This window comes from Leptospira fainei serovar Hurstbridge str. BUT 6 (assembly GCF_000306235.2).
GTDB classification, from domain to species: domain Bacteria; phylum Spirochaetota; class Leptospiria; order Leptospirales; family Leptospiraceae; genus Leptospira_B; species Leptospira_B fainei.
In genome coordinates this window covers 816,671-841,893 of the sequence record NZ_AKWZ02000010.1, presented here as the reverse complement: position 1 = coordinate 841,893, position 25,223 = coordinate 816,671, and the positions used below count along the sequence as shown (strand labels likewise).

Sequence of the window (25,223 nt, the reverse complement as noted above, 5' to 3'; positions counted from 1 at the left end):
ACATTAGGAGATTATTATGTTCTTAAATCCATATTTGAATTCATCAGACCTTGAGTTTTACGAAATGGTAAAAAAATTTTCCAAGGAAAAGGTATTTCCGAGCGTAGAGGAACGGGATGAGCATGGGACCTGGGGGGACGAAATTTGGAAAGAAATGGGTAGTATGGGCCTCCTGGGTATGGCTGTTCCCGAGGAATATGGAGGGCAAGGCGGCACCTGTTTACAATGCTGTATCGCTCAAGAGTCCTTTAATGCAGGGAGTCTGGATGGAGGCTTCGGTTTGTCTTGGGGCGCGCATATGATTATCGGTACTCTACCGATTTTGTTTCAAGGAACCGAAGAACAGAAACGCAAATATTTACCTAAGTTGGCAACGGGGGAGTGGATTGCAGGTCTAGGTTTGACCGAACCTGATTCCGGATCCGACGCGGCGGGAATGTTAACGTTCGCTCAAAAAGTCGACGGTGGATTCATTTTGAATGGAAGTAAAATGTACATCACGAACGGACCGATCGGTCAGGTATTCATAATCATGGCTCGGACCACCAAGTCAAGAGGGCCGATGGGAGTTTCCGCCTTTATTGTAGAATCTCATATGAAAGGTTTTTACGTCAGTAAGGTATTGAAAAAACTCGGACACAATACTTCTACTACTGCCGAACTTTCCTTCCAAGATTTATTTGTTCCCGAAGAAAATCTGCTCGGTCCGTTAAATTCAGGATTCTTGCGGATCGGAAAGGCGACTTTGGAATGGGAACGTACAGTTTTAGTCGCAGCCGTGCCAGGTGGAATGGAATTTTCACTCGAAGCCGGAATCGAATACGCGTGGAAGCGACATCAATTCGGTAAACCCATTTTATCTTTTTACGGTATTCAAGAAAAATTGGCGAGGAATTGGATCTATCTCTGCGCCTCCCGCAGATTAATCTACTTTGTCGCTAATAAAAAAGACAGCGATCCTTCGTCAAGTTTGCCCTTGGAAAGTTCCGCTTTAAAAGTTTTCGTTACTGAAACTGCCGAAGAATTAGCAAGCGAAGCGGTTCAGCTCTTTGGCGGAATGGGTTATATGCGTGAGTGTCCGGCAAGTAGATTGTATCGGGATGTCAAGTTAGGTACGATTGGAGGAGGGACTTCCGAAATTCAAAGAAGTATAATATCTTCTACGTTTAGCGGATATGAAAAATTTTTCGGCGTTTTGGAACATTCCTACTCCGAAGACGTTCGTCAAAAGGCCGAAAAAGAATTAGCGGATTCTCCTCAAGGTAAATTCCTCGCTTCGGCAAAAAGATTGGTTCGATCCATCGGACAAAATCCGGAAAGAAAGAAAAAGCAGGTTTGGGAATTCGCATTCGCCGATCTCCTCGTTCTTACTGCGGTTCTTCAACTCGGATTCTGGGACGCGGTTCAATCGACTTCCGAATACGAATCGAAGGATCGTATTCGAGATCTTAGGCTTCTGACTTTCTTTGCCGGAACTCGTTTTTTGAAAAACGCTTCCTTTCTCAAAGACTTAGATTCACAAGGAACGAAATTTCTTTTGCAGGAATTTTACGAGTTAGATACGGTAGATAAGGACGTCGCAGATTGTATCGAATTCTTAAAAGCCGGGATTTTGGGTGGGGTCGTCGTATAGACACTCCATGTAAAGAGTTTCATAAGGAAAATTGAATGTATCAAAAAGGAAAGACCTTCGATGAAATTTCAATCGGAGATTCGGCGAGTTTTACTAAGACAATTACTGAAACCGATATTTATTTATTTGCCGGAATCAGCGGCGATTTTAACCCGTTGCATGTCGATGAAGAATACGCGAAAACGACTCCTTTCGGAACGAGGATTGCACACGGCGGTCTAGCCGCGTCTCTACTTGCTCCGGTCCTCGGCATGAAGCTTCCCGGGTTGGGAACGATCGCATTAGAGACGGTAACAAAATTTCGAAAACCCGTTTTTCCGGGAGATACGATCACCTGCAAAGTCGAAGTGAAAGAAAAAATTCCGCGTCTTAAGGCAGTTGCGATGAATATCGAGTGGAAGAATCAAAAGGGCGAAATCATCGGCAAAGGGGAATGCAAAGTTATTCCTCCGGGTCCGTCCGCCGAATAAAATTAGGAGAGCATAGTGAATTATCCCGTACTTTTAGGCGTTGCCGATAGCACGACCGATGATTTTTCCGAATCGGAATACAAAGATTGGAACAGTGATCGGAAAGTCTTTCATCATTATCAGAAATCCATAACGGACTTACTCCATTTTTTGGAATTGAAACAAACGATTATAGCTCGAGAGATGACCGACTTTGTCAGTATTGAGCCTTCTTCACTCGGAAAACAGGGATATGGGCATAGTGTTCGAATCGCAAATGAATTAGGTTTTACCGGAATGCGCACGCATTTGATAGACCTAGGAGGCGCTAGCGTGACAGGCGCGATCGGACAGGCGCGATCTATACTTCTTTCCGATCCCGAATCCGTAATATTGATTGCAGCGGCGGATATTCCTAAATCCGCATTTAAGTTGGTTTCGGATTTAAAGAGAGTTAACGAAACGGTTTGTCATCCGGAATTCGAATTGGATAACGGGGCGACTTTGATTTCTATGTACGGTCTCTTGATGAAACGGATGATGTTCGAAGACGGGATAACTCAAGACGATTTAATCGAAATTACGAAACAGTTTAGAACAAATGCGATTGCGAATCCGCGAGCTTACCAGTATAAACAGGAAATTACCGAAAAGCAAATTTCTCGAGCCATTGCCGATCCGTATCCTTCTCCTATGATAGCAATCGTAACGGATCATGGGTTTGCAACGTTGCTAATGAGCGAAAAGAAAGCGGATGAGTGGAAAACAAAAGGTTGGATTCGGAAAGACCTTGCACCCGTTTATCTTGCCGGTGCGACGCATACCGCTCACAGCGAATATTTTATTTTGAAAGGAGGGTTCAAGACACCTGCGACGAATTCGGGAGAAAAATTATTTGCCCAGTCCGGCTATGAACGGGATGAACTGGATTATGCTTGGATTTACGATTGCTTTACCGGAATGATAATCCTACAGTCGGCGGAATATTTTCAACTTTCGAAAAAGAAAGTGACCGAATCTTTAAAGACCGGAAAAATTTCTTTCAAGAACGGAAAGACGATCCCGATAAATTTATTAGGCGGGATTCTAAATTATCAAGCCGCAATGTCGGTTTCCGCAGCGACGGGACTCGTGGATATTGCAAGTCAATATGGACTTTATGCAAAACCCGATCTACTCGGCAAACAAGATCCTTTCTATCCGAAACTTTCCCTTCTCGGCGGAAACGGCGGAGTCGATAGCATCAACTCGGTAGCTTTATTTTCTTCGAAACGTCCGGGAAAAAAACACGTTGAAAGAAAACCTAATCTGAAACCTCTCACTCTGAACAAGCTAGGCGCCGATGAGGGAGAAGCTGGAATCGTATGGTCCTCCACGACAGTGAATATGAATCCTGGTTTTCCTTGGAAACCTCCGTACTCGCTGGTTATAGTAAAATTAGGAATCAATCGATTCATTCTTGCTAATTTACATGAAAAAAATGGAAACTTAGTAAAGACGGGCGATCAATTGGAATACGATAAAACAAAAGTAACTATCACTCGGGAAGGCAGACGTTGGAAGGCGATTCTTTCTTAAATCGATCGTTCGTCTTGCAAAAATTGAGTGATTAAAAAAACAGAATATTCAGAAAAATTTCAAAATATCCGAAATTTAAGGAAAAAGAATTCAGTCCTATCCTTTTTCTAGTGAAGGGAAAATTCGAATTGGAATAAAACTCTAATATAGCATAAAAACTATTTTCAGAATGATGAGTCTAAGCAGTACTGATTCGGATTTGTTCTGGAACATAATTTTAAAAATCAAAGCGAGAACCGTTTCCGGAAAATTTCACCTGTAAAGGGAGACGAGTTCCTTGTTCATTACCGCGGAAAATATACGCACGGGCGAGATTAGAACCTTTCTAGGAAAGGAAAGAATACTCGTACCTAATAGCAAACAACTGACGCCATCGCCTTCCGTTTCCGCACATTGGGAAAAGGTGGAAGATTGTCTGGACCTACGGAAATATTCTAGATTCTTTTATGTTTCCGAATCGGACGGAGTTTGGAAAAAAGGGGAGGATGTTCGAATCCCCATGGCCGAACCGGACAGCAAAGAAACACAGAACATGGAATTACCCGCCGCGAATATAGAGAGCTATAGAGTATTGGGAATTTTTTTAGATCGGGAATAAAATCCTGCTGGAAGGGGAATAGGGAGAAACTAAGATACGAACCCGCATCTATTAGATATCGTTATGACCCTAAAGAAACCCAAAAAGAAGGCAGTTAAGAAGGCCGTAAAAAAGAAAAGCCCGAGTCAAGGTACAAAGAAAACTTCCTTCTCCATTCCTCGTGAAAACGACGTTAAAATGACTGAAATGGTGGATCTCGCAGCCGAGATGTTTGTGCATACTTTGGAGGCCTCCTCTCGAATTCCGGATCGTATGAAAAGTCGTTTATTAAAAGCGATTAAGGAAGCTGCAAAAGAAGCGCTTTCATAGATAGCGCAGGTCGTAATCCAAACGGGTTATTTTTCCGTTTTTCATGATTCTACTTCAGTTAATTTGTTATTCATAAAATCGAAATCCTGTGAAATTTTTTTCCAAAAACTAAATTGTTCTAAGTAAGATTCCGATGACACTCGCCGTCGAAATTGTACATGGAAACGATCTTTTTAACGGCAGCTCTCTCGCTGATCCTTTTTGAACAATACAAAGAAAGGAAAAATCGCGAAAGAGTATTCGTAGAGCCACTCAGCAACTTCTTCCACCGTTAATTTACGGTAGAAGGGCCGGGCGAATGGATGCCCCGGCTTATTCCTTTTTTCCACTCAATTACACGAAGTAACCGGCTTGAATCTTCTCTTCTTTTAGGAAGAATGGTCCTATACCCGAGGTTGCCTACCGTGAAGAATCAGATCTTAACCCCCATCAAGGCAGTTGACACGTTTATCAAATGTAAAAAGGATAATGCTCCAATTCCTTTTACGGTTTGGGATACTCTCAAGACATACTCCACTTGGAATCAGGTCGAATTGACCGGGCTGATAAACGCCAGTGCATATTTTCCGGATATTCTTTTCGAGAAAGGCATGGAGTCAAAAATCCAGTCGATCCTCGATCGATTTAATAAACGAATAGTGGAAATCCCGATCAGATGAAGGAAGTCTTAGAACCTAAAATCGTATACCAAGAAGCCAATCCGTATGGCTCCTTTACCGCGTATTTGGAAGATGACGGACAAACTGTTTATCTTTACTTGCAGGCGGAAGAGAATCCGGAATTTTCGATGAAATCAGTTTGGGTATGTAATCGAGTGCAGGCTCCGAAGAATCGTACCGAAGAGGACCTCCGTTCAGGCCTAGCCCCTCTACTTATCGAGGAGGAGGTAACGGATCCATCTCCAATTCCCGCTTTTGACCAAGAGGATATTCACTTTATTTGGACTGAAGAAGGAACCGGAGTCTCTTTTTTTTATAAGGAAGAACTCATCGCCTATCTTCCGCCTTGGTCGGGGGTAAAAGACTTCCACGGGTATTCAATCTACGCAAAAATTGATGCGATTACTGCATATCCGCTGGGAAATGCAGAGTTTGGAATCATCCCGGATCGAATACGACGGGACCGTAATCATTGGGAATCACGAGCCTCTAACGGTAGTTGGAAACGAATCCAAGAGCTTCGTCTCGGTTTTTTAGAAAACGTTTTCGGGAAGCATGAAAAGTATTGGTCGGCCGACGGCGGTAAGTTTCCCCAACTCGGTATAGCTCGATTCCGATGGGATTTACTTCCGGACGTTTACATTTATGCGACTGTCGGTATGAGTGCGCAAAATATGCCGGGTGTCGAACTTTATCGAAAAGATTATGAAGACTATTCTAGAGTCGAGCTATTATTTGCCGCGAAAATTTCGGATGAAGATCGTTCGGAAAGTTGGATTCCGCATCAAATAGGAGAGATTATCCGATTTCCATGGAGCATGGGTAAGTGGTTCGGTCACGGTCATACGATCTCAATGAGTCGAAGAGATCCGGAAGCTTTATATGTTACTTTTACTTCACTTTTAATAAAGGAATTGGATAATCGGAATGGACATCCTCCACTTTCAGGCTTACTCGCTGAAAACGGCAAACCCATTCGGTTTCTATCGTTGCTACCTATTTCGGAAGAAGAAAAGGAAGTCATTCAGGGTCGCGGCGCGAACGAATTTCTTTCACTTTGGGAAAAAGATAATCTTGTTTGGATCCATGATCCAGAGAGAACGTCAGTAATTTGAAGCCGAATAGTCCTCAAATGCGTAAGGCTATAAACGTATGAACGTTTTTATTTCGGAAAAAAAGATCGGAGAAACATCTAGATGGAGAAGTTTAAGCTTATCTTTGGCGCTTCTTTTCACTTTGTTAGCGTTGGCGGGTAGTCCTTGGGATCTTTTACCGGAAGATTCTGCAAAGAATACGGCGAGCATCGATAAAATTTGGGAAAATATCTACTCCGAAGACTATATTTCCGCTAAAAAACTAGTTCAAAAGGAATTACAAAACGGGAAATCCGATTCTTTGCCTCTCCTATCTCTTCTAGAAATCTGTTTGAACGGGTTAGCTAGACCTAAACAAGCCGATGAAACTAGAAAAAAGATCCTTCAGTTATGGGAAAAAAATTATAAACGATCCTTCGTCGAGGAAAACTACCCTTTGAATCTCGCTACTTGGACTAGAATGGCGGTCGTTACGCCGAATATTCTAGTCTTAGGAGCCGAATATTATATTCCGTATCCGATAAATCCCAAGAAAGACGGGTTCTACTATCATAAATTCACCGCTTATAACCGCTTTACTAAGCGCGCGACCAAGTTTTTCAAGCTAGAGAAGTCATCCAATACTGAAAACGAGTATCGATTGTATGAAATTTCATCCGAAGGCGAGGCAATTTCGGTAAAGAATTACGGTAATTCGATCCCTGATTTGCGCGATGAGATGAAAGACGTAATTCGACACCTTAAGTTATAATCAAAACCGGCTCTTCTACTAGAACAGCGGGCAAAAATATTCGGTCTCTCTCTATAAATCGATCCTGTTGTTGCATTTTTACAACATCGAGAGGTTTGTTTTTGTCTTTTAACGGAAAATATTCAGCGGAGTGGCCTTAGAAAGAAAAAACCCGCTTACTGGAAGCGGGTTTTAAGCTCCATTCCTTCTATAAAGTGTATAGAAGGAGATGTTATTGAAGTTGGTTATTTCTTTTTCGCAACTTTCTTCTTAGCAGCTTTTTTCTTTGCTACTTTCTTTTTAGCTGCTTTCTTGACTGCTTTCTTTTTTGCAACCATTGACGTCCTCCATTGTTTTGAACTTTTCAGACCTCCGTTATTTGCGAGAGATCAAGAAAGCCCTTGGATAGGGACATAATTAAGCAATTAACTTTTCATTGTAAAGTATTTTAATTAATTTCATGAAAAATTTTTTAAAGAAGTTGATTTGGAAGAAAACAATACTTAATCGAACACTTCCAAACATATAAACGAAACATCATCACTAGGTTCTTTATTATTTCTGTACTCTTCAAGAGTCTTTCTTACTAGATCAGCTAGTTCTTGCGCACCTAAATGATGATTCGAAGACAATAAACGTTGAAGATTTTCTTCTCCGAAGATCTCTTCGTTATCATTAAAGGTCTCCGTTACTCCATCTGTGAAGAGTACTAACTTATCTCCGGGATTTAAATGTATGGTAAGAAGCTTATAATCGGTAGGAAGAACACCTAAAACTCTTTGAGTTTCGTTTCGAAGCTCTACTCTTCCTCCCTTTCGAATGCAAATCGGCGGAGTATGACCGGCATTAACGAATGAAAATGCACCATCGGAAGAATTATATACGCCTGCAATGGAAGTCATGAACTCGCTTCCTCTATATCTTTCGATCAAGAAGAGGTTGATCGCACGAAAAATCTGCGGTAATGAAGATGAATCGCCCAAGTATCGGCGGATAATTCCTCTTACTGCGGAAACTAGATAGCCTGAACCTAATCCATGGCCTGATACGTCTCCAAGAATCAATAATTGCCGTTTAGGATCTATTCGCAAAATATCTAAGTAATCACCCGAGATTCCCACTGCAGGAATGGAAAAATAACCTACATTAGTTTCCGGAATCGTTTCCAATTCGGGTAAATGAAGCGTTTTATCCAGGATGGAAGCCATATTCAAATCCCTGACGATCCGTTTTTTTTCCACTTCGTCGACGAGCAGGCTGTAATTTCGAATCAGAAGAGATGCTAAGCGAGTGCATTCCTTAAGGAAACGCAGCTCCCCAAGAGTAAAATTCCTGCGATTTCGCTTTTCACCGACTAAAAATACGGCGATAACTTCCTTTCCACGTTCGAAATTAAAGAGCGGGTAGGCTAATTGGACTTCCATTTGATGTAAGAACTTGAATACGGATTCGCGGATTCCTAAGCCGTAAGCTAAGTGCGAGGTCACGGTGACTTCGGTATGATCTTCGAAATACTTCCAAATCTCGGATCCGAAAGGTATCCGCACAAAATTCATATTCCGAAGGTCGGTTCGCGGGAATTTATCAGCCGGAATTAAAACCTGCAGTTTATATACTTCGAGCGCCTCCTCTAATCGACGTATAAGATTATTAATGGTCGCACGCATTGAAATCGGCGCACCGATCATCACCGAAAGTTCTTCCAACGCCGTATGAAGTCTCGGATTATTTCGAAAACTCCAATAATCGATCCATGAGTATAATTTATTATTCAGGGGACTAAGGAAATACGCGGATAAAATGACATAGAACAAATTCCATTCCGTTTGATGGGCGCCTAAAAATTCGGGATTCCAACGCACGAAAAATTCCAAACCGAAAAGATATCCCAAAGTGAGAATCAAAATGGAATAAATTGAAGTCAAAGACGAACTGAATGCAATCTGAACCGGAACTAGCGAGTATGTATAGGTTCCGTAAATGACTAACGGTGGGAACAGGAGAAATGCGACGATCAAATAAGGACGAATCATCAGCGGAACTTGAGCGGATCCGAGTCTCGTCATGAAAAAAGGTACGATCGTCGCTAAGAAGAAGGCTAGTACGAGACAAAGCTTTTTAAATACAGCTTGGAATTGGGTCGGGTTTCGAAACGTATGAAAGATCAGCTGAAGAATGCAGATCGCTGCCGCACCCGCGTTAAAGTGAATCCCAGCGTTGGAAAGAAATTGAAATAGATCGGGATTTGCTTTTTGCGATGCTCCAACGTAGGACGCAACAATCGAGAAGATCACTTGGGGTGCAAACCAACGAGAAGGGATTTCCTTACCTCGAAGTCTGTAAGAGACATCCAAAATTAAAAAACCGCTAAAGTAGAGAAAGAAAAAGAACGGGAAAACGAAATCCTGGAATGCTAAGAGGAAAAAGTTAAATAGAAATAAGGAAGAAAAGGATCCGAAAAGGAGAAAGATAAACAAATCCCTGGTGTAAAAGAAAAACCATATCGCGACCGAGAAATAAAGGAGCGAAAGGCCGATATCCCAGGAAAAATCTCGTAAGACGTCGAAGGCCGAACGGAAAATGAACGATACGTCTCTCGAAACACTTCGATCTTTTCCATAGAAATGAAACGTTCGATTCGTCTCGGCATTATCCTCCCCTAATTTACGCGATATTTCATATTCCAAAAGATCGATTTTTAAACCGATGAGATCCGTGTATTCTCCGACGGATAGCGCGATCATTCCGTTTGGATAAAAATAGAAAGGTAGTCTGGATTCTTTCGAAGATGATTTTAATAATCCGGCAAACAGAATTACGCCGAACAAAATGACGGAAACGAAAACAAGAAGGATATTTCTCAAGAAGGTATCCCTATCTCCTGAAAAGAAAGGATCTTGCGTTCGTTCCAGCTCAAAAAGAGCGGATCTTTTTCGGAGACCTGGACGTTTTCCCAACCGACTGAGGCAAGATTTCGATCGGGATTGGACGACTTAAACATTCTGAAATGTTTTCCCGAAAATCTAACTAAAATTTTATTATCCGATTTACTAACTTTTCCAACTGCGAGATCGTATTTTTCCATCCAGGAAATTTCCCGGAGATTCTCTTCGATCAACGTTTTCAACTGAATTAAATCGTTTGTCTCACCCCGAAGGCGAGAGGCATACAGAGTTCCAAGAATATAACAGAGTGCAAGTACTGAAACCGCATTCGTAACGCTTAGTCTAAGGAATACGAAGTAGAAGTCGCCTGTCTGAGACTGAAAGAATTCCAGTAATTCCCCGGGTTCGCGCGAGAGTAAGTCGATCTTCGTATTTCCAACCAAGGGAGGTTCGGCAGGTTCTAAAAATCTACGTATCTTACCTGCGTTTTCGAATTCCTTTCTATATTTTTTATTTTCCGCAATTTGCGACGAGAGTATATGATTGTGGACCGCTAATGCGCATTTTCCGGCAAGAAATCCCAATTCATGCCGTACATCATCCTTCGGGATGTTTGAAACGGCCAGGAAGCCGAATAACTTCTCCCTAAACACGAACGGAAGAATGAAATTGGCGCGAAGACTTACGAAATCCTCGTTAATGACTTTGTTCTGATCCGGCTCCCCTATGGTCGCTCCCGATCTTTTATTGAGAATGTATTTCAGAAGCGGTGAGTGAGGATTGATTCCGTCTAGAGTGTTTACTTTTCTTTGTTTTTTATGAGCATAAGTATAAAGATCGTAATAGGTAAGATCATTTCTAAGAATCGCCAATTTACCGAAATTGCTATTCGTCAGTCGCACTAATTCCGGGAAGACATTCTTTATTAAGCCTTCCGAATCGAAGCGACGATGTGCCATTCTTGACGAACCGGGATCGTTACTCAAATATTCCGAAACGAATGTCGCTTTTAAAAACCCTCCGATTTTCTCCTGAATCGGCAAAACCGCAAAAACTCCGAACATTAAGCTAGTCAATACTCCGATTTCGCTTACGAATTCTATTTCTCGGGGAAGGAAGTTAATGCAGACTTCGTAAATACTTAGAACTGCGAGTACGCCAAAAATTCTCACCGAAAGAGTGATTATGGCGGAGGAGATTCTGTGATCCGAAAAAAAAGATTTCACGGTTTTGGAGAAACAGGATGATTTAGGTTACGTCGTATAGTAGGCGTTTTCTTTAACGTAACCTTCGGTAAGGTCACAACCCCAAAATTTCATTCCGTAATTTCCAGTATTCAATACCACATCTACCTGGATCTCGGAATTCTTTTTCAAATATTCCGATAATTTTTTGAGCGTATCGGGGCCGGCGCCTTTGACCGCTAATCCGCCAAAATAGATCTCTAAACCGTCGAAGGGGATCGGTTCGTCAAAAACTTTCCCGATCGCCATGACCAATCTTCCCCAATTCGGGTCTCCTCCATAAATAGCCGTTTTGATCAAAGGAGAATTCAAAATCGATTTTCCGATTTTACGAGCTTGCTCGGCAGTTTTCGCCTTTTCGACTCGAACTTCGACTAACTTCGTAGCGCCTTCGCCGTCTTTCGCAATTTCTTTCGTTAGATCAATGCAGATTTCGAGTAATGCGGCCCTAAATTCTTCCGGATCGGCTTTCCCAGCAAGACCGTTACAAAGCAAAGCAACCGTATCCGAAGTGGAAGTATCGGAATCGATGGAAAGGCAATTAAAACTCTTATCCACGCAATCCTTTAGAATTTCATAAAGTTCGCTTTCGATTTGAGCGTCGGTAACAATGTAAGAAAGCATAGTTGCCATGTTCGGCTCGATCATTCCCGCGCCCTTGGCCATTCCATATACGGTAGCATGTCCTTTGTCGGTTTTGATCGTTCGGAAGGATACTTTTCTCCTGGTATCCGTTGTCATTATCGCTTCCGCGACCTCTTCCAAATTGCCGGGTTTTAGTAGCGATTTTACTTTCGCACAAGCGGGTAATATTAATTCCATCGGTAACGGGACGCCGATGACGCCGGTAGAGGAGGGAAGAACGAAAGTTTCCGGAATGCCCAACGAAGCTCCGATCTCTCGACAAATAGCGCGAGAATTTGCGACTCCTACGGAGCCGGTCGCGACGTTGGAATTTTTCGAATTAATAACGATTGCTTGAAGAAGTCCGGACTTTATATGTTCGCGACCGACGATTACCGGTGCGCCTGGAAAATTATTCTTGGTAAAAACCGCAGTCGCTTTACAAGGAACTTCAGAATAAATTACGCCGAAGTCCTTCGTTTTATCTTTAATGCCGATATTAGTTCCGAAAGAAAAGAAACCTTTTGGATGCGTCATTATCCATCCTCAACTTAATGTTAGTGCGGGAATTTCAATCTTCCCTCCGGGTGATTTTTAGAAAAGCGGAATACGGGAAATAGGTCGGTTTTCGAAGCTTAAGAATCTATTCGGTCCGAATAAATGATAGGAATAGTCACCGAAAAGATGGTCCCGCCTTCAGGATTGTCAAAGACCTTCACCGTTCCGTGATGCAATCGGACAATATGTTTTACGATCGAGAGACCCAATCCGGTTCCGCCTTCCTTGCGAGATCTGTTTTTATCGACACGGAAAAAGCGTTCGAATATGCGCTCCTTATCTTCGTCCTTTATTCCGATCCCTTGGTCCTTAACTTGGAAATTAACCAAGTCGGAGCCCAATTTAGCTACTTTGAGGGTGATCGTTTTTCCATCGGGCGAATAGGAAGACGCATTGGAGATTAAATTTAAAAGCATATGCTCCAAAAGAATCCAATCCGCCGAAACAGTTATGGGTTCGTTCATCTCCACCACGAATTTTTGTTCCTTTGGGGAAACGACTCCGTCGACAGTAAACGATAGATTATCCACCAAAGATTTAAGCGTAAATTCTTCTCCTCTCGCAATCGCAGTCTGATTTTCGATTCGTGTGATCGTAAGCATGTCTTCCACGATACGAACCATTCTATCCGTGTTTCTAGAGATCGCATCCAGAAACTTTTTTTCATGGCTGTCTTCTTGTAATTTTAAACGACCTAAGAGTGTCTCGGTATATCCTTTGATGGAAGTGATCGGCGTCTTCAGTTCGTGAGAAGCATTTTGAACGAATTGTTCCCGAATAATATGCGATTGTTTTTCCTCGGTAATATTTCTGATAACCACAATAAACATCAAAACATTCCCGTTAGTGCGTAACGGATACATTTTAATCGCATAAAAATTCTGACTTAAATCCAATTCCGTTTTAGGTTCTCCTTTACCGGAAAGATTCCGTTGGATAAAATCCAACAGTCGTTCGTCCTTGATCGCATCTGCAATTTTGCGTGAAGCGGAATTCGGTTCGATTAAAGAATTCGGGATACTTTTATTTTGAAACAGAATGGATCCCTCTAGATCGACGGAGAAAACTCCCTCTTTCAAATTCTGAAGAACCGAATCGAACTTTTCCTTTTCGATCGTCAAATCTACGAATTGGTGCTTGAGACGTCCTGACATTCGATTGATGGAAACCGCAAGATCGGCCAATTCTCGAATATCAGGAAGACTGAGCTCGGAACCGAAATCACCCGCATTAATTTCGCCCGTTTTTTTTTCGATTTGATTGAGCGTTTGAGTGACGCTTCGGGCTATCGAGTAGGAAACGTAGAACGTTCCAAACATAGCGAGCAGAATGTAAAAGGAAAATAGGAGAATTTTAAGATCGGGATGAATAATATCCTCTAAGAAGAGGACGATTCCCGCGACCGACATTAGGATAATGAGTAGAAGCCAGTTACTTAAGAGAAGTTTCGAAAATAAGCTACGCCTCATTGAATCTGTAACCGATCCCGCGGATAGTTTCCAATCTCTCCTTCTCGTCACCGAGTTTGTCTCTTAGGCGCTTGATATTTACGTCGACTGCGCGATCCGTAACATAAATATCCTTTCCCCAAACTTTATCCAGTAGTTTATCTCTGGTGAATGCTACGCCGGTATTAGTCATAAATAGATAAAGAATTTTATATTCTATTAAAGTTAGATCTATTTCGGTTCCGTCGATAAATACTTTATGGGCCTTAGGATTTAAGAAGATTTTACCGACGCTGATGTTTCCTTCAAATTCCTGTTCTTCTTCCCCTTCTCCGGAACGGCGTAAAACCGAGCGAACTCGCGCCACCAATTCTCGAGTCGAAAAAGGTTTACGAACATAATCGTCCGCGCCTAGCTCTAAGCCCAAGACTGCGTCAGTTTCTCCTGATTTAGCCGTAACCATGATGATTGGCAGTGCGTATTTTTCTTTAATACGTTTGCAGAGATCCATTCCGCCGATTCCCGGAAGCATTAAATCCAAAACGACTAAATCCGGTAGGTTCTTTTCGATTCTTGGTAGGACCTCGAGTCCATTCTGACATGTATCGACTTGATAGCCGTTTTCTTCTAAGTGGAATTTGATAAGGTCGGCAATATCCTCTTCGTCATCTACTACGAGGATTTTTTGGCTGGGGCTGCCTGAAGCATTTTTCATAAATTCGCTGAAGCTCTTTTTCCTGCGCTTTTGGGGAACGTTACCCTGATCACGGGAAGAGGGTCCTTGTACTTGGATCGGTTCCATATTTCCACAATGTCTGAAAATGGTTACAAAAAGTTTACGCTACGGTTACGATCCTCGGAAAAAGAATATTATGACACACACTCTTATGACAACCAGTAAACAAATCGGAAACCGATTTCAAATCGAATTCGGATGGTTGGAACGTAAAATTAATAGTAATCGGTAAATCGGGTTTTGAAAGCCGAAATTAACGGTTTTTTAGAAGTTCATTCAGTTCCTGAACTAACTTTCTTTGGCGATAAAGCACGTAACCTACGAATCCTCCGAATAGGGCTAAACCAAGAATATACACCCATATCAATCCTTTGAGTCTGGATTGCTCCTCTTCGATGGCGCTGATGGTAGAAAGGTGACTAACCAGAAAATAGAACTGATCCGCCTGAGACCAATTCTTACGAGCTTCTTCTCGAATTTGGGAAATAAGGACGTCGGCTTCCTTCTTTTTTAAATCCTTGATTAACGGGAAAACGGAATCCAAATCTTTCGATAAGAATTCTTTCGCAGTTAGAGGACTCTTTTGTTCTTCTGCGTTAATCGGGAGAAACTGTAAAATTAAAACTATGGCTGCCGCGACGGTAAGAACATTTTTCATTCATCGAATCCTAACTTATTTTTCCATTCCTTAGTATAAGGGCTCCTGTTTTGGACAAGATAAATCCCGATTAAGATTGCGAAAAGGAGGAAGAGCAATCCGCTAGTTGCCAAAATTCCATGAAGAATCCCCGTTTCAAATAAGAAATTCCAGTCCATAAAAAGGAGTACGGTTAACGGTGAAAAAGCCAGGAGGAGAGTAGTTATCAGAATTATTCGTATGTGTTTTAAATGAATTAAATGCAACATCACTCTTTTTTTAAGTTCCGGCGGAACCGAAGCTTGATCGGAGTTTAAAGTCGGAGGATCTACGAATAAATCCAGTCTCTCTTTGAGATCTGGAGGAATATTAATCTTTTCCGGTTTCATTTTCCTTTTTCAACCATTCACGGAGTATTTCCTTCCCTCGAAAAATATAACTCTTTAAAGTATTCATTTTCAAGTTCAAATTTTCTGAAATGTCTTTATAGGACATATTCTCGAAGTAATGCAGCGATATCGGTTTACGGTATAATTCCGGAAGTTTCTCGACCAAGGATCTGATTTTTTCCTTAGTCTCTTTTTCCAGTAGATGCGATTCCTGTGAGGAGGATTTTTCGGAGCTCAGTTCGGTGGAAACTTCCTCAAAAAGCGGTGTATCCACTTCAGGGTGGTCCTTACGGTATCGACGTATGATCTCATTACGTGCGATGGAAAAAATCCAGGTGGAGAATTTAGCGCGCCCTTTAAAAGTGGATAACCCTTCAAACGCTTTTAGAAAGACGTCTTGCGTAAAATCTTCGGCTTCGGACTCGTTTCGAAACGCTTTCCGTGCTTGGGAATAAACGAGGGATTCATAGCGTAAAACGAGCTCTTCGAACGAATCGTAATCGCCGGCCAAGACTTTTTGTATGCAAGCCCAGTCCGCCGGATCGCAAAGAATAGGCTCCTCTTGTTTCATGAAAAAGTTTACTCACCTCAGCTGCGGGGGAGAGTTCGGCCTGGGGTTTTCAAGCTTTCGGCGACCATTTATAATAGCATAGCAGTCCAAGGCCGGTTCCGAGCGGAACAAGTCCGCCAAGCATAGCGAGAGATTTTCCCAATACGAGTAAAAATGAAATCGATAGGGCAATTCCGACGAAGGTTAAAACTAAACCGAGGAAAAAAGAATATAGTCGGAGATCGAAAGGCTCTTTTTTATAGAGTCCGGCTTTGATGATCGCCATTCTTTGACGATACCACCAGAAGAATAAAAAGAAAAGCAGAATGCAACCGAAGATAATCCCGACGATCGGGATTGAGTAGAGGACGATTTTGTATTCTCCGCCGGATTGATGGCCGCTTTGTAATGTGAGGAGAATTTGCTCCAAACTTCTAAAAAGCGTTTCCTTTTCTTCGGGTGTCATCTGCTAAAAACTGGTTCCTGATGAAGATTGGAAATTTCTTCCTTACGAAAGAATGGAATCTTTTTTTCGATTCCGGGACGATCCGCGAGAGACGCGTACCAATCTTCCTCTTTCCAACTTTCTTTTAGGTAACTGGCACGAATGGTGGGATCGAATAAATACTTAAATTTGCTCACTTTAGATTCTCCTAATCATAGAATAGTATGACCGACTTTTATATTCTTTCGCATTTAGAGAATCTTTCGAATTCCCCGGTTTTAGTTATGTCGTATTAGATATCGTCCTATTTAGGCGAAGTCTAAATACCAAAAACAATCTTCGAACTACATTTTTTACAGACGAATTGCTTAGAAGAAAAAATGGTCTTTATCGAAAAAAAAAGAAACCGGTCGATTCGATTCCTATTATCAAATATCAATCTTTTCCAGGATCCAGAAACGGAGCCGAGAGCAAATTCGGTTTACGTATGATCGGCTCGCGCTGAAAGTCGGCGTGCTCTCTTAGAAAATCCACAAGAATCCGAGCAGTAGCGCCCCATAAAAGGCCTTCTTTCAAATCAAAATAGTATATTTCCAATAAGGGTCCTTCCGGGTTCCGTTTTACTTTAATACTGTAAAAAGGCGCTTGGTATAGTCTGTCTAATTCCAATCGAATGATTTGTTCCACTTCCTCCGGATTAAAGGAAAACTTGAAATCACCTTTATAGAGAGAAAGGAATGGAGTGATATGATATCCTGTGTTCGTGAACATCCCCTTGTAATTTCCGATCACTTCCAGATGATCCGAAGGAACTCCCATTTCTTCCTGCCATTCACGGAGCGCAGTCTCCAATAGATTTTTATCTTCCGGGTCTTTTACTCCGCCTGGAAAGGCAATCTGCCCGGGATGGGCGATTAAATTGGGATTTCTTTTTTGGAGTAAAAATCCGTCTCCTTCCGCGGTTTGAAAGATCGGCATTATTACGGAAGAGGGCGCTATATTCTCCGGAAGATTTTCTTTCCCCTCCGGTTCGAGAGTGAGGCGTCGTTTTAGTTCTTCAAGATCGAGTTTAATCAAATTTCTTTTTAATCGGCACTAAATTCGTCAATGTTGTTTCGTACGGTTTGGATTGAAGTGCGTTCAATATGGAAGGTCCGTAATTTTGAACTTTCCATTCCGAAAAAATTCCCAATTCCCTGAGTTCTTCGATTCCCTTCGGGTTTCTTTTTGCGATTTCAGCGATATTCTTATTAGACGGCATTAAATTGTGGCCCATCCGTCGAATCGACATAATCGTTTCTCTCCATTGTCGAAGTCGCTTAAAACGATCGGCGTCTTCGCCTGTGAGATCCTCTGTGGCTCGCTTAAATAGATCGTTTTTTTGAATCGGTGGTCCGCTCGGAGTATTGTAGATTTGAAGTAAATGATCTGCGTCTTTCTTTCCCACGAACTCGATTAATTTATTCAAATCTCGGCGGAATTTTACCAATTCCAATACCTTATCGTTATTCCAGACGCGGAAAGGCGCTTTGTTTGCGCGTTTCGCTTTTTCATCTCTGAATACCATGGTATCATATAGGGCGCGACGTTCATCCGAGCTCAAGTCCAAAACATTCGGAAATTTTTCGAGCGTAATGGAAAAGCCTTCGAAGGGCTCCGGCTCTTCTTCCGCGAGTTTTTGAAATTCGGACACCGCTTCCTCTAACAATTTCCGTTTTGCGAGTTCTTCCCGCATCTTTTCCCAAATCGATTCTAGATAAACCGTGTCTAAGGCCGCGTATTGAAGTTGGCTTTTATCTAAAGGACGTTTTTCCCAATTTGATTTTTGCTCTTTTTTGGATAATTTTACTTTGTGATAATGCTCCACTAAATAGAGCAAAGAGTTTTGCTCTAAGTCTAATAAACGAGAGCTAAACATCGTATCCGCGATATTTATGAACTTGAACGAGAAATCTCGCTTAAGTGCCTTGATATCGTCGGATGCAGAATGAAATATCTTTAAAATTGCGGGATTTTCGAATAAAGGTCCTAACCCGGATACGTCGGCAAGACGGATAGGATCAAAGATATAGTTCTTTCCTTTAGATGAAATTTGAATTAAACAAACTTTTGAATAGTAAGTATAATAGCCCGAGGATTCTGTATCTATCGAAATACAATCCGACTGGGCTAAAGTGATTAAAGCCAATTGAAGACTTCGGATATTATCGACTACGATATAATCGGATTGTATTTGCATCTAAACCGCGACCTGGGAGACTAGCGTCGGAAGGGGGACCATGAGCTCGATTCCCAATAAGTCCAATCTACGGACCCTAGTCCGAGATGACAAACCAAAAGAAGAATGCGCTATTTTCGGGATTTTTAATTCCTCAGAAGCAGCAAACTTCACTTACCTCGGTCTTTATTCTATGCAGCATAGAGGCCAAGAATCCAGCGGAATCGTTTCCTCCGACGGCGAACATCTTTACCGTTATGCAGGAATGGGTTTAGTCGCGAATATTTTTACCGAAGGTAAAATCCGAGAACTTGTGGGTTATTCCGCAATCGGTCATAATCGCTATTCAACTACGGGCGCTAGTTTTCTTAGAAATGCTCAACCGCTTCGCGTCGAATCGCATCTCGGACCCATCTCGCTTGCTCATAACGGAAATCTAGTCAATTCCTGGGAGGTCAGATCCCAACTTGAAAAAGACGGATCGATTTTTCAGACGACTATCGATTCGGAAGTCATCGTGCATTTGATGGCAAGGTCTGGTGAAACGGATCTTCTATCCGCTCTTTCCTCCGCACTCAAGAAAGTTCGCGGAGCTTACTCTTTAGTCGTACTTACTAAGACTCAACTTATCGCTGTGAGAGATCCGAACGGCTTCAGACCTTTAGTCATGGGAAGGCGAGACGACGGATCGTATGTGTTTGCGTCCGAAACTTGCGCCTTTGATATCACGGATACCACGTATGAAAGAGACGTTGAACCCGGAGAGATGATCGTAGTCGATAGAACGGGAGCGCGATCTTTTTATCCGTTTCCACAGGCAAAGCCGGCTCTCTGTATCTTCGAATATATCTACTTCGCTCGTCCTGATTCCAATATTTTCGGCGAATCCGTATACAAAGTTCGGAAAGCTTTAGGGAACCAGCTCGCCCAAGAACTTCCGGTAGAAGCTGATGTCGTAATCCCTGTTCCTGATTCCGCCAATATTGCCGCTTTAGGGTATGCGGAAGCTTCCGGAATTCCTTTTCAATCCGGCTTGATTCGCTCACATTACGTTGGTAGAACATTTATCGAACCTGACCAGAAAATCCGGGATTTTGGCGCCAAGATCAAATATAACGTGGTTAAGAACGTTGTGGACGGAAAGCGGGTCGTAATTGTGGATGATTCCATTATGCGAGGCACGACGAGCCGTAAGATAATCAAAATGCTGCGCAATGCGGGAGCCACTGAAATACATTTAAGAGTCTCCGCTCCACCTACGATTTCTCCCTGCTATTATGGGATCGATATTCCGACCCATAAAGAATTAATCGCAGCCACGCACACGATCGAGGAAATTCGAAAGTATTTGAGAGTCGATTCCATAGCTTATCTTTCCGTTGAGTCGATGCACAAAGCTGTGTCAGATCATAAAGGCGGCGGGTTTTGCAACGCCTGCTTTACTGCGGAATATCCGGTGGATTTTCAAAGCGATATGGGAAATCAGAAAAGTCTTTTTAGAGAATACGAAGTGGAAGAGAGAGTTTAACGACGGGAAAAATCTCGCCGAAAATCTCCATCTCCTCTAATATACGCGCTTAAAAGATCCTTTTCGGAAGAACTAAGATGTCCGTTTTCTTGCAGCATGGAAAGGATTTCTAGGGCGGCGTCCTTATCCAAAGAATGCAGATAATCTAAAACCGCTTGGTGCGCATTTTTGTTTTCTTTATCCTCGAGAAGCTTAAGGATCGAATTACCGGCGTTTATCAATACCTTCTTTCGATCCACTAGAGCTTCCATTGTCGATAGTATCAAAGAAATCTCAGGATCGTCCGTAAACATTTGCAATAGAAGCGGATAGATCTCAGGAACATGAATCGGAAATTCATAAATTCCTTCTTCTAGACCTGCAAAGAGTTTTCTTTCTTCAAGTTCCGTTAATCCGGTCTTTTTCTTTAAATCCAGCAAAAAGTCGGCCGACAAAAGGTGTAGAAATTGAGCGGCAAATTGAGAATCGTTTCTCTCCCTAACACAATAAACAATGAAGTCCGATATTCGGTCTGGCGGTAAGCTTTTCCAATACTGAACCATTTTCGAATCTAGAAAGTTTACGATAGCCTTAGCCACTCTTCTTTCTTTCTTGAAATCTAAAAATAATTTAAATTCTTCCTTTACGATTCTGTAAAGTAATGGATTGCTCATTTCGAGAACGGTGGCTTGCACCTGTTCAGGAGAGGAGATCAGCAGAAAATATCCTACTAATTCGAATCCGATTTCCGATTCCGAAGAGAATCTTTCCAGTATTTCAGACGGAGCCTGATGGAAAGCCGAAGCTCCCACAGTAAGGGAGTTTTTTCCTTCGAGAAACTGTTCTAGCTTTTCGTAGGCCGTACATCTTACTTTGGAATGAATGCCGGAGATATTCTTTCGAAGATTCGTTCTACAATTAGCCGGACAGGGCTTTGATATGGGAATACCGACTTCGCAGGAACTTGCCGTTGTTTCTGTGGTATTCATGATCATTGGAATCTAAACTATCCGACGAATTGCGATTTCAATATTTATGTTATTAAAATGTGATATATATCCATTTGAAGGCATCGGTTCTTATGGTATTAAATCTCCGCAATCCCTCATTTCCGGGGCATATGGATTTCGAATCTTTTTACCGGAAGCGACCCAAGTCTTTTTTACCATTGGGCAATAAAAGCGATTCCTTCCGTAATCAAGACCTCTAGCTTTCATGGTAGTCGCAAGTATCTCGCTAAAGGCGGAATAGGCGAGGAAAGCGCCCTCCACGTCGGAAGTCTTATGGTCGGTTAACGCTTTTTTCATCTCTATCGCGGACTCGGCCAGGCCGCCGTTTGCTTTAATCAAAATATCGAGGGCTTTTTCTAATTCCTTAATGTCGGGGGCTTGGTTTTCCGATTTTAGAAGGCCTTCGACTATGGTCTCGTTTTGCTCTATAAGCGCTTCAAATAGAGGTTTTTCCGACTCCAAGATCGGTTTTACTTCCTTCTTCCCGCATGTAGCGGTTAAAACAATAAGACAAAATACCGGAACAAAACTGAATTTCATAAATGACCTCGGAATATGAGCTACGATTCGGTTTTTTGCCCGTGAGTACAGAAAACAAATCTTTATTCCTTTAATTGGTTGGAATTCCGAACAAAAAGGGAAGGGAAAAAAAGGATTCATTCCCTAAGATATATTGGAAAGTAGGGAGAATCGGATGTTCCAATTAAATGGGAACTTTTTTCGATTTTGAAACATGTATTATAAAAAACACGTCTTCGTTTGTGACAATGTAAGGGAGGAAGGTGAACGTCCTTCTTGCGGTCGGGCAGGCTCGGCGTTATTAATCGCCCACATGAAAAAAAGACTAAAAGAATTGGGTTTAAAGGATCGAATCCGAATTCAAAGAGCGGGATGCTTGGATCGTTGCGAACTCGGTCCGGTTCAGGTAAGTTATCCGGAAGGGTTATGGTTTTCGATAAAGACCGAAGCGGATGCGGAAGCATTCATCAGGAATTATATAGTGAGCGAGAATTTGGACTCTATCGCCGACCTTCTTTTAACGGAAGAAAATTAAATAAAGGAAAGAAATATGTCTAAAAAATTGGAAGTACCGAAAACGTACTTAGCCTACGAGTTGCAAGAGTATACGGATCAGCCCGGCAGGGCAAAAGTCGTGGAAAAGGAAGTAAAGCTTTTAAAGAAAGGCGATGTATTGATCAAGATTCATTCAGGGTCCATCAATCCTTCCGATTTGATGTTCATGCGCGGTCTGTACGGCATTAAAAAGAAACTTCCGGTCGTTCCCGGTTTTGAAGGCAGCGGGATCGTCGTCGCTAGCGGCGGGGGTTGGAGAGCGAACTCCTTAGTCGGCAAAGCGGTCGCATGTACGGCTCCAGGTAAAGGTGACGGAACGTACGCCGAATATATGATTACCGACGGCTTCTCTTGTATTCCGTTGAATAAGGATACAACCCTAGAGCAAGGCGCCTGCCTATTTGTGAATCCCATTACTGCGCTCGCTCTTACGGAACAAATTGTTCGCGAAAAAAATAAAGCCTTCGTTCAAACCGCTGCCGCATCGGCGTTAGGAAGAATGGTTCTCAGGCTTTCCATTAAGAAAGGAATTCAAGGGATACATATCGTTCGCAGAAAAGAGCAGATGGAGCTTTTGAAATCACTCGGCGCGGAACATATTCTTGATTCTTCCTCATCCTCATTTGAGCGGGAGCTTAGAGTCCTGTCCGGGAAATTGGGGGCCACAATTTTGCTGGATGCGGTTGCCGGGGAATTGACCGGAAAGATATTAGCGGCAATGCCTTACGGAAGTAAGTGTGTTGTTTATGGAGCCCTTTCGGAAGAGCCAATTTCATTTCATGCCGGATTGGGAATATTTCAAGATAAGAAAATTGAAGGATTCTGGCTATCTTCTTGGTTGCCTGCCCAGAGCCTTTGGAGACTCTGGAAAATTACTTCGGAAGTCCGGTCTTTGTTAGGAAAAGAATTTCAAACCGATATCGCGGCCAGAATTCCTTTAAAGGATGCGGATAAAGCGATCGAAGAGTATGCTCAAAACATGACGCGAGGAAAGGTGCTAATCCAAAACGGATGGAATCCTTAATAAGAAAGAATTTATTAAAGTACGTCGCCCCGATATCTTTTAAGATTATCGGCGCGGTACTTTGCCTATCCTTGCTGGGACTTTCTTGTCTGGAGCTTAGGCAGAACGTTAAAAAGTTAGAATCCTGTAAATTTCAGGTAGTTGATATTAAGGCGGAAAAGGTGGAATTCATATCGTTTCCTCCGGTTCCAAAGATTTCCTTACTGGCGGATTTGGAGATCGAAAACCCGAATGACTCGGCAGTTACTTTGTATCGCTTTGATTTATCGGTGACCGCGCTAGGACAAAATGGAGAGGAAACCGAGCTTGCTCGGGTCGTATCCAATGACGAGACCGTCGTTGCTCCATTTTCGAAGAAAAATATAGGCCTGAGCATCGAAACGCGGTTTGAAAAAAGAATGAATCAAAACCTTCTCTTGATTGCCGCAGTTTTGGCCCGTGATATTCTTTCCGGAAAAGATCCGAATATGAGAATTAAAGGAACCGTAAAATACAAATCTATTTTTGGGGAAGTGGATTTACCTGTGGATGAAAAAGTAAAATTACAGCCCAAAAATAAGAGTTAGTCCGCTTGAGTCAGAAACTTTTCCCTCTATTTTTAATATGTTTTATAATCGTCGCATGCGCCAAACCTGACGACGATTTTTATTCCTTTGAAGAATCCGCTTCAAAATTGCTTTTCGCTTACGGTGCAAAGGATGCGGAATGCGGTTCCGCTCGAGGAATAACTCATCTTGTTCCGGGACGATCGAGAAAGAAGGACGTAGACAATTGCATTCTTTCGGTGGCGGCCGAGGAGTGTAGTTTTTGGATTCAAGCCGGAGATCCCGTACCTTTTACTTGTAAGGCGATCGAATATCGACTTAAATAGACGCGATGGGCTGGTTTTCTCGCCATTTTGAATTCCTAATTTTCGGAGCAATTTTTCTCTCCGGAATCTTCTACCTTTACATATTATTGACTCGAGGACGAAAGCCTTCGAACAAATCGCTCGTTCAATACAATATCGAACCCGATGGTTACAACGGTCCGGATTCGGATCCAAAGCCTAAGAAAAAAGAACCGAAAGTAAATGTGCTCGAAGTTTTCGATTATAACGGAATTAAGATTATGCACGAGAACGGTCTTTATACCGTAAATCATGCCGGCGAGATTCAGGTTTACGGTTCTTGGGCTGCCCTTCCCCTCAGATACCAAGCCATGGTTAAAGAAATGGACAAGTCGGCGCTTGGTCAAAAGAAGCAGGGAAATTATTATATGGAAGTCTTGAATGGAACGTACTATGTAGTCTTTCCGGACGGTAAAAAACATAAGTACCCTAAGTTCGAAGACATTCCCGAGAAGATCCGTAAAGCATTAGGATACTAACGGTGGTGGATAAGGAATTTCTGCTAAAGGCCTACGCAGAAACCGAGTATATTCTTTATGACTTCCCTGTCGTGATAGCCGTGAATCAAATTAATCTCGATTTAGATTTGCTACTTACTAAAAAAGGTGCTTCGTCTTGGGCTTTTCTAACTGCCTGGAATCCGGAAAGCCGAATTTTTTCCCGAGAGGAAAATCGGAGCCGGAATCAATCGCTTAAAAACGAATTGGGAGATTTTATTTTGTTAGATGGAGAGGGTAGACTTGGCGATTGGGTCGAGGAAAGTTTTTTAGTCTTAGATCTGTCTTCCGACGCTGCCCTCAAACTAGCGGAAAGCTACGAACAAAACGCTGTTCTCGTCGGGAGTGTGGGACAAAACTCTCGTCTTTTATTCACCTCCCGTTTCAGGTAAGAAAAGATTTCCGTAAAATGGGAAAAAAATTTCTTCCCCACGATTC

At 42.3% G+C, this 25,223-nt stretch carries 29 protein-coding genes; 15 read left to right on the top strand and 14 right to left on the bottom strand.

Features of this window, described 5'->3' with window-relative positions; all coding sequences use genetic code 11:
* Positions 1-13 precede the first annotated feature (13 nt).
* The 8 genes from LEP1GSC058_RS13090 to LEP1GSC058_RS13055 all read left to right on the top strand — a co-directional run bounded on the left by LEP1GSC058_RS13090 (position 14) and on the right by LEP1GSC058_RS13055 (position 7,071).
* Positions 14-1,633, top strand: a complete 1,620-nt coding sequence (locus tag LEP1GSC058_RS13090; protein WP_198014419.1) for an acyl-CoA dehydrogenase family protein — start codon at positions 14-16, stop codon at positions 1,631-1,633.
* 35 nt (positions 1,634-1,668) lie between these two features.
* Positions 1,669-2,103: a MaoC family dehydratase gene (locus LEP1GSC058_RS13085; RefSeq protein WP_016550870.1), complete on the top strand. Its 435-nt coding sequence runs from the start codon at positions 1,669-1,671 to the stop codon at positions 2,101-2,103.
* Between the two features lie 15 nt (positions 2,104-2,118).
* The gene (locus LEP1GSC058_RS13080) at positions 2,119-3,660 is read left to right on the top strand and encodes a thiolase family protein (RefSeq protein ID WP_016550311.1); all 1,542 of its coding nucleotides are present in this window, start codon (positions 2,119-2,121) and stop codon (positions 3,658-3,660) included.
* Positions 3,661-3,937: 277 nt separating this feature from the next.
* A complete protein-coding gene (locus LEP1GSC058_RS13075) occupies positions 3,938-4,258 on the top strand; it encodes a hypothetical protein (protein ID WP_016550474.1) in 321 nt (106 codons plus the stop codon).
* A gap of 63 nt (positions 4,259-4,321) precedes the next feature.
* Positions 4,322-4,567, top strand: a complete 246-nt coding sequence (locus tag LEP1GSC058_RS13070; RefSeq protein WP_016549861.1) for a hypothetical protein — start codon at positions 4,322-4,324, stop codon at positions 4,565-4,567.
* A 377-nt stretch (positions 4,568-4,944) separates the two neighbouring features.
* On the top strand, positions 4,945-5,226 hold the full coding sequence (locus tag LEP1GSC058_RS13065) for a hypothetical protein (protein WP_051133798.1): 282 nt from the start codon (positions 4,945-4,947) through the stop codon (positions 5,224-5,226).
* On the top strand, positions 5,223-6,341 hold the full coding sequence (locus tag LEP1GSC058_RS13060; protein ID WP_016550153.1) for a suppressor of fused domain protein: 1,119 nt from the start codon (positions 5,223-5,225) through the stop codon (positions 6,339-6,341). The genes LEP1GSC058_RS13065 and LEP1GSC058_RS13060 overlap by 4 nt, the downstream gene beginning before the upstream one ends.
* 37 nt (positions 6,342-6,378) lie before the next feature.
* Entirely contained in the window at positions 6,379-7,071 is a 693-nt protein-coding gene (locus tag LEP1GSC058_RS13055; protein WP_016550906.1) for a hypothetical protein, read from the top strand.
* Between the two features lie 482 nt (positions 7,072-7,553).
* Here the strand turns inward: LEP1GSC058_RS13055 and LEP1GSC058_RS13045 are convergent, their stop codons facing one another.
* From LEP1GSC058_RS13045 to LEP1GSC058_RS12990, 12 genes are all read right to left on the bottom strand, one after another.
* Positions 7,554-9,914 (bottom strand): PP2C family protein-serine/threonine phosphatase, encoded by a 2,361-nt coding sequence (locus LEP1GSC058_RS13045; RefSeq protein WP_016549856.1) that lies wholly within the window; start codon positions 9,912-9,914, stop codon positions 7,554-7,556.
* Entirely contained in the window at positions 9,911-11,161 is a 1,251-nt protein-coding gene (locus tag LEP1GSC058_RS13040; protein WP_016550645.1) for a hypothetical protein, read from the bottom strand. Before LEP1GSC058_RS13040 ends, LEP1GSC058_RS13045 begins: the two co-directional genes overlap by 4 nt.
* Before the next feature lie 27 nt (positions 11,162-11,188).
* Positions 11,189-12,340: a bifunctional glutamate N-acetyltransferase/amino-acid acetyltransferase ArgJ gene (gene argJ, locus LEP1GSC058_RS13035; protein WP_016549340.1), complete on the bottom strand. Its 1,152-nt coding sequence runs from the start codon at positions 12,338-12,340 to the stop codon at positions 11,189-11,191.
* A 98-nt stretch (positions 12,341-12,438) separates the two neighbouring features.
* Complete coding sequence (locus LEP1GSC058_RS13030; protein WP_039948374.1) at positions 12,439-13,830, bottom strand: HAMP domain-containing sensor histidine kinase; 1,392 nt, start codon at positions 13,828-13,830, stop codon at positions 12,439-12,441.
* Complete coding sequence (locus LEP1GSC058_RS13025; RefSeq protein WP_039935809.1) at positions 13,820-14,524, bottom strand: response regulator; 705 nt, start codon at positions 14,522-14,524, stop codon at positions 13,820-13,822. The genes LEP1GSC058_RS13030 and LEP1GSC058_RS13025 overlap by 11 nt, the downstream gene beginning before the upstream one ends.
* A 274-nt stretch (positions 14,525-14,798) precedes the next feature.
* Positions 14,799-15,203 carry a hypothetical protein gene (locus tag LEP1GSC058_RS13020; protein WP_016550132.1) on the bottom strand — a complete coding sequence of 135 codons (405 nt, stop codon included), beginning with the start codon at positions 15,201-15,203 and terminating at the stop codon, positions 14,799-14,801.
* Positions 15,200-15,571: a hypothetical protein gene (locus LEP1GSC058_RS13015; protein WP_016550922.1), complete on the bottom strand. Its 372-nt coding sequence runs from the start codon at positions 15,569-15,571 to the stop codon at positions 15,200-15,202. The genes LEP1GSC058_RS13020 and LEP1GSC058_RS13015 overlap by 4 nt, the downstream gene beginning before the upstream one ends.
* Entirely contained in the window at positions 15,552-16,142 is a 591-nt protein-coding gene (locus LEP1GSC058_RS13010) for an RNA polymerase sigma factor (protein WP_016550488.1), read from the bottom strand. Before LEP1GSC058_RS13010 ends, LEP1GSC058_RS13015 begins: the two co-directional genes overlap by 20 nt.
* 49 nt (positions 16,143-16,191) lie before the next feature.
* Positions 16,192-16,587, bottom strand: coding sequence for a hypothetical protein (locus tag LEP1GSC058_RS13005; RefSeq protein ID WP_016549935.1), 396 nt, complete (start codon positions 16,585-16,587; stop codon positions 16,192-16,194).
* Positions 16,584-16,763, bottom strand: a complete 180-nt coding sequence (locus LEP1GSC058_RS13000; RefSeq protein ID WP_016550305.1) for an LIMLP_16695 family PerRB-regulated protein — start codon at positions 16,761-16,763, stop codon at positions 16,584-16,586. The genes LEP1GSC058_RS13005 and LEP1GSC058_RS13000 overlap by 4 nt, the downstream gene beginning before the upstream one ends.
* A 238-nt stretch (positions 16,764-17,001) precedes the next feature.
* The gene (locus LEP1GSC058_RS12995) at positions 17,002-17,640 is read right to left on the bottom strand and encodes an NUDIX hydrolase (RefSeq protein ID WP_039948636.1); all 639 of its coding nucleotides are present in this window, start codon (positions 17,638-17,640) and stop codon (positions 17,002-17,004) included.
* Positions 17,636-18,805, bottom strand: a complete 1,170-nt coding sequence (locus tag LEP1GSC058_RS12990) for a ribonuclease D (protein ID WP_016550360.1) — start codon at positions 18,803-18,805, stop codon at positions 17,636-17,638. Before LEP1GSC058_RS12990 ends, LEP1GSC058_RS12995 begins: the two co-directional genes overlap by 5 nt.
* Positions 18,806-18,845: 40 nt before the next feature.
* On the opposite strand from LEP1GSC058_RS12990, the gene purF reads away from it, so the two are divergent.
* Positions 18,846-20,312, top strand: a complete 1,467-nt coding sequence (purF, locus tag LEP1GSC058_RS12985; protein ID WP_016550336.1) for an amidophosphoribosyltransferase — start codon at positions 18,846-18,848, stop codon at positions 20,310-20,312.
* On the opposite strand, the gene LEP1GSC058_RS12980 is transcribed toward purF, so the two are convergent.
* Entirely contained in the window at positions 20,309-21,280 is a 972-nt protein-coding gene (locus LEP1GSC058_RS12980) for a hypothetical protein (protein ID WP_039948635.1), read from the bottom strand. The two genes, purF and LEP1GSC058_RS12980, sit on opposite strands and share 4 nt — an antisense overlap.
* Before the next feature lie 90 nt (positions 21,281-21,370).
* The gene (locus tag LEP1GSC058_RS12975) at positions 21,371-21,841 is read right to left on the bottom strand and encodes an LIC13259/LIC11441 family protein (RefSeq protein ID WP_016550558.1); all 471 of its coding nucleotides are present in this window, start codon (positions 21,839-21,841) and stop codon (positions 21,371-21,373) included.
* A gap of 193 nt (positions 21,842-22,034) precedes the next feature.
* Here LEP1GSC058_RS12975 and LEP1GSC058_RS12970 point away from each other — a divergent pair, with 193 nt between their 5' ends.
* The 6 genes from LEP1GSC058_RS12970 to LEP1GSC058_RS12945 are packed head-to-tail and all read left to right on the top strand — an operon-like array spanning position 22,035 to position 25,177.
* Positions 22,035-22,355, top strand: coding sequence for a (2Fe-2S) ferredoxin domain-containing protein (locus LEP1GSC058_RS12970; protein ID WP_016549808.1), 321 nt, complete (start codon positions 22,035-22,037; stop codon positions 22,353-22,355).
* 27 nt (positions 22,356-22,382) lie between these two features.
* Complete coding sequence (locus tag LEP1GSC058_RS12965) at positions 22,383-23,399, top strand: zinc-binding dehydrogenase (protein ID WP_039948634.1); 1,017 nt, start codon at positions 22,383-22,385, stop codon at positions 23,397-23,399.
* Positions 23,387-23,965: an NDR1/HIN1-like protein gene (locus LEP1GSC058_RS12960; RefSeq protein ID WP_016550041.1), complete on the top strand. Its 579-nt coding sequence runs from the start codon at positions 23,387-23,389 to the stop codon at positions 23,963-23,965. Before LEP1GSC058_RS12965 ends, LEP1GSC058_RS12960 begins: the two co-directional genes overlap by 13 nt.
* A gap of 5 nt (positions 23,966-23,970) precedes the next feature.
* Positions 23,971-24,270 carry an LIC13255 family lipoprotein gene (locus LEP1GSC058_RS12955; protein ID WP_016551059.1) on the top strand — a complete coding sequence of 100 codons (300 nt, stop codon included), beginning with the start codon at positions 23,971-23,973 and terminating at the stop codon, positions 24,268-24,270.
* Between the two features lie 5 nt (positions 24,271-24,275).
* Positions 24,276-24,767, top strand: a complete 492-nt coding sequence (locus LEP1GSC058_RS12950; RefSeq protein WP_016550269.1) for a hypothetical protein — start codon at positions 24,276-24,278, stop codon at positions 24,765-24,767.
* 2 nt (positions 24,768-24,769) lie between these two features.
* Entirely contained in the window at positions 24,770-25,177 is a 408-nt protein-coding gene (locus LEP1GSC058_RS12945) for a DUF3293 domain-containing protein (protein WP_016550211.1), read from the top strand.
* Positions 25,178-25,223: the final 46 nt, after the last annotated feature.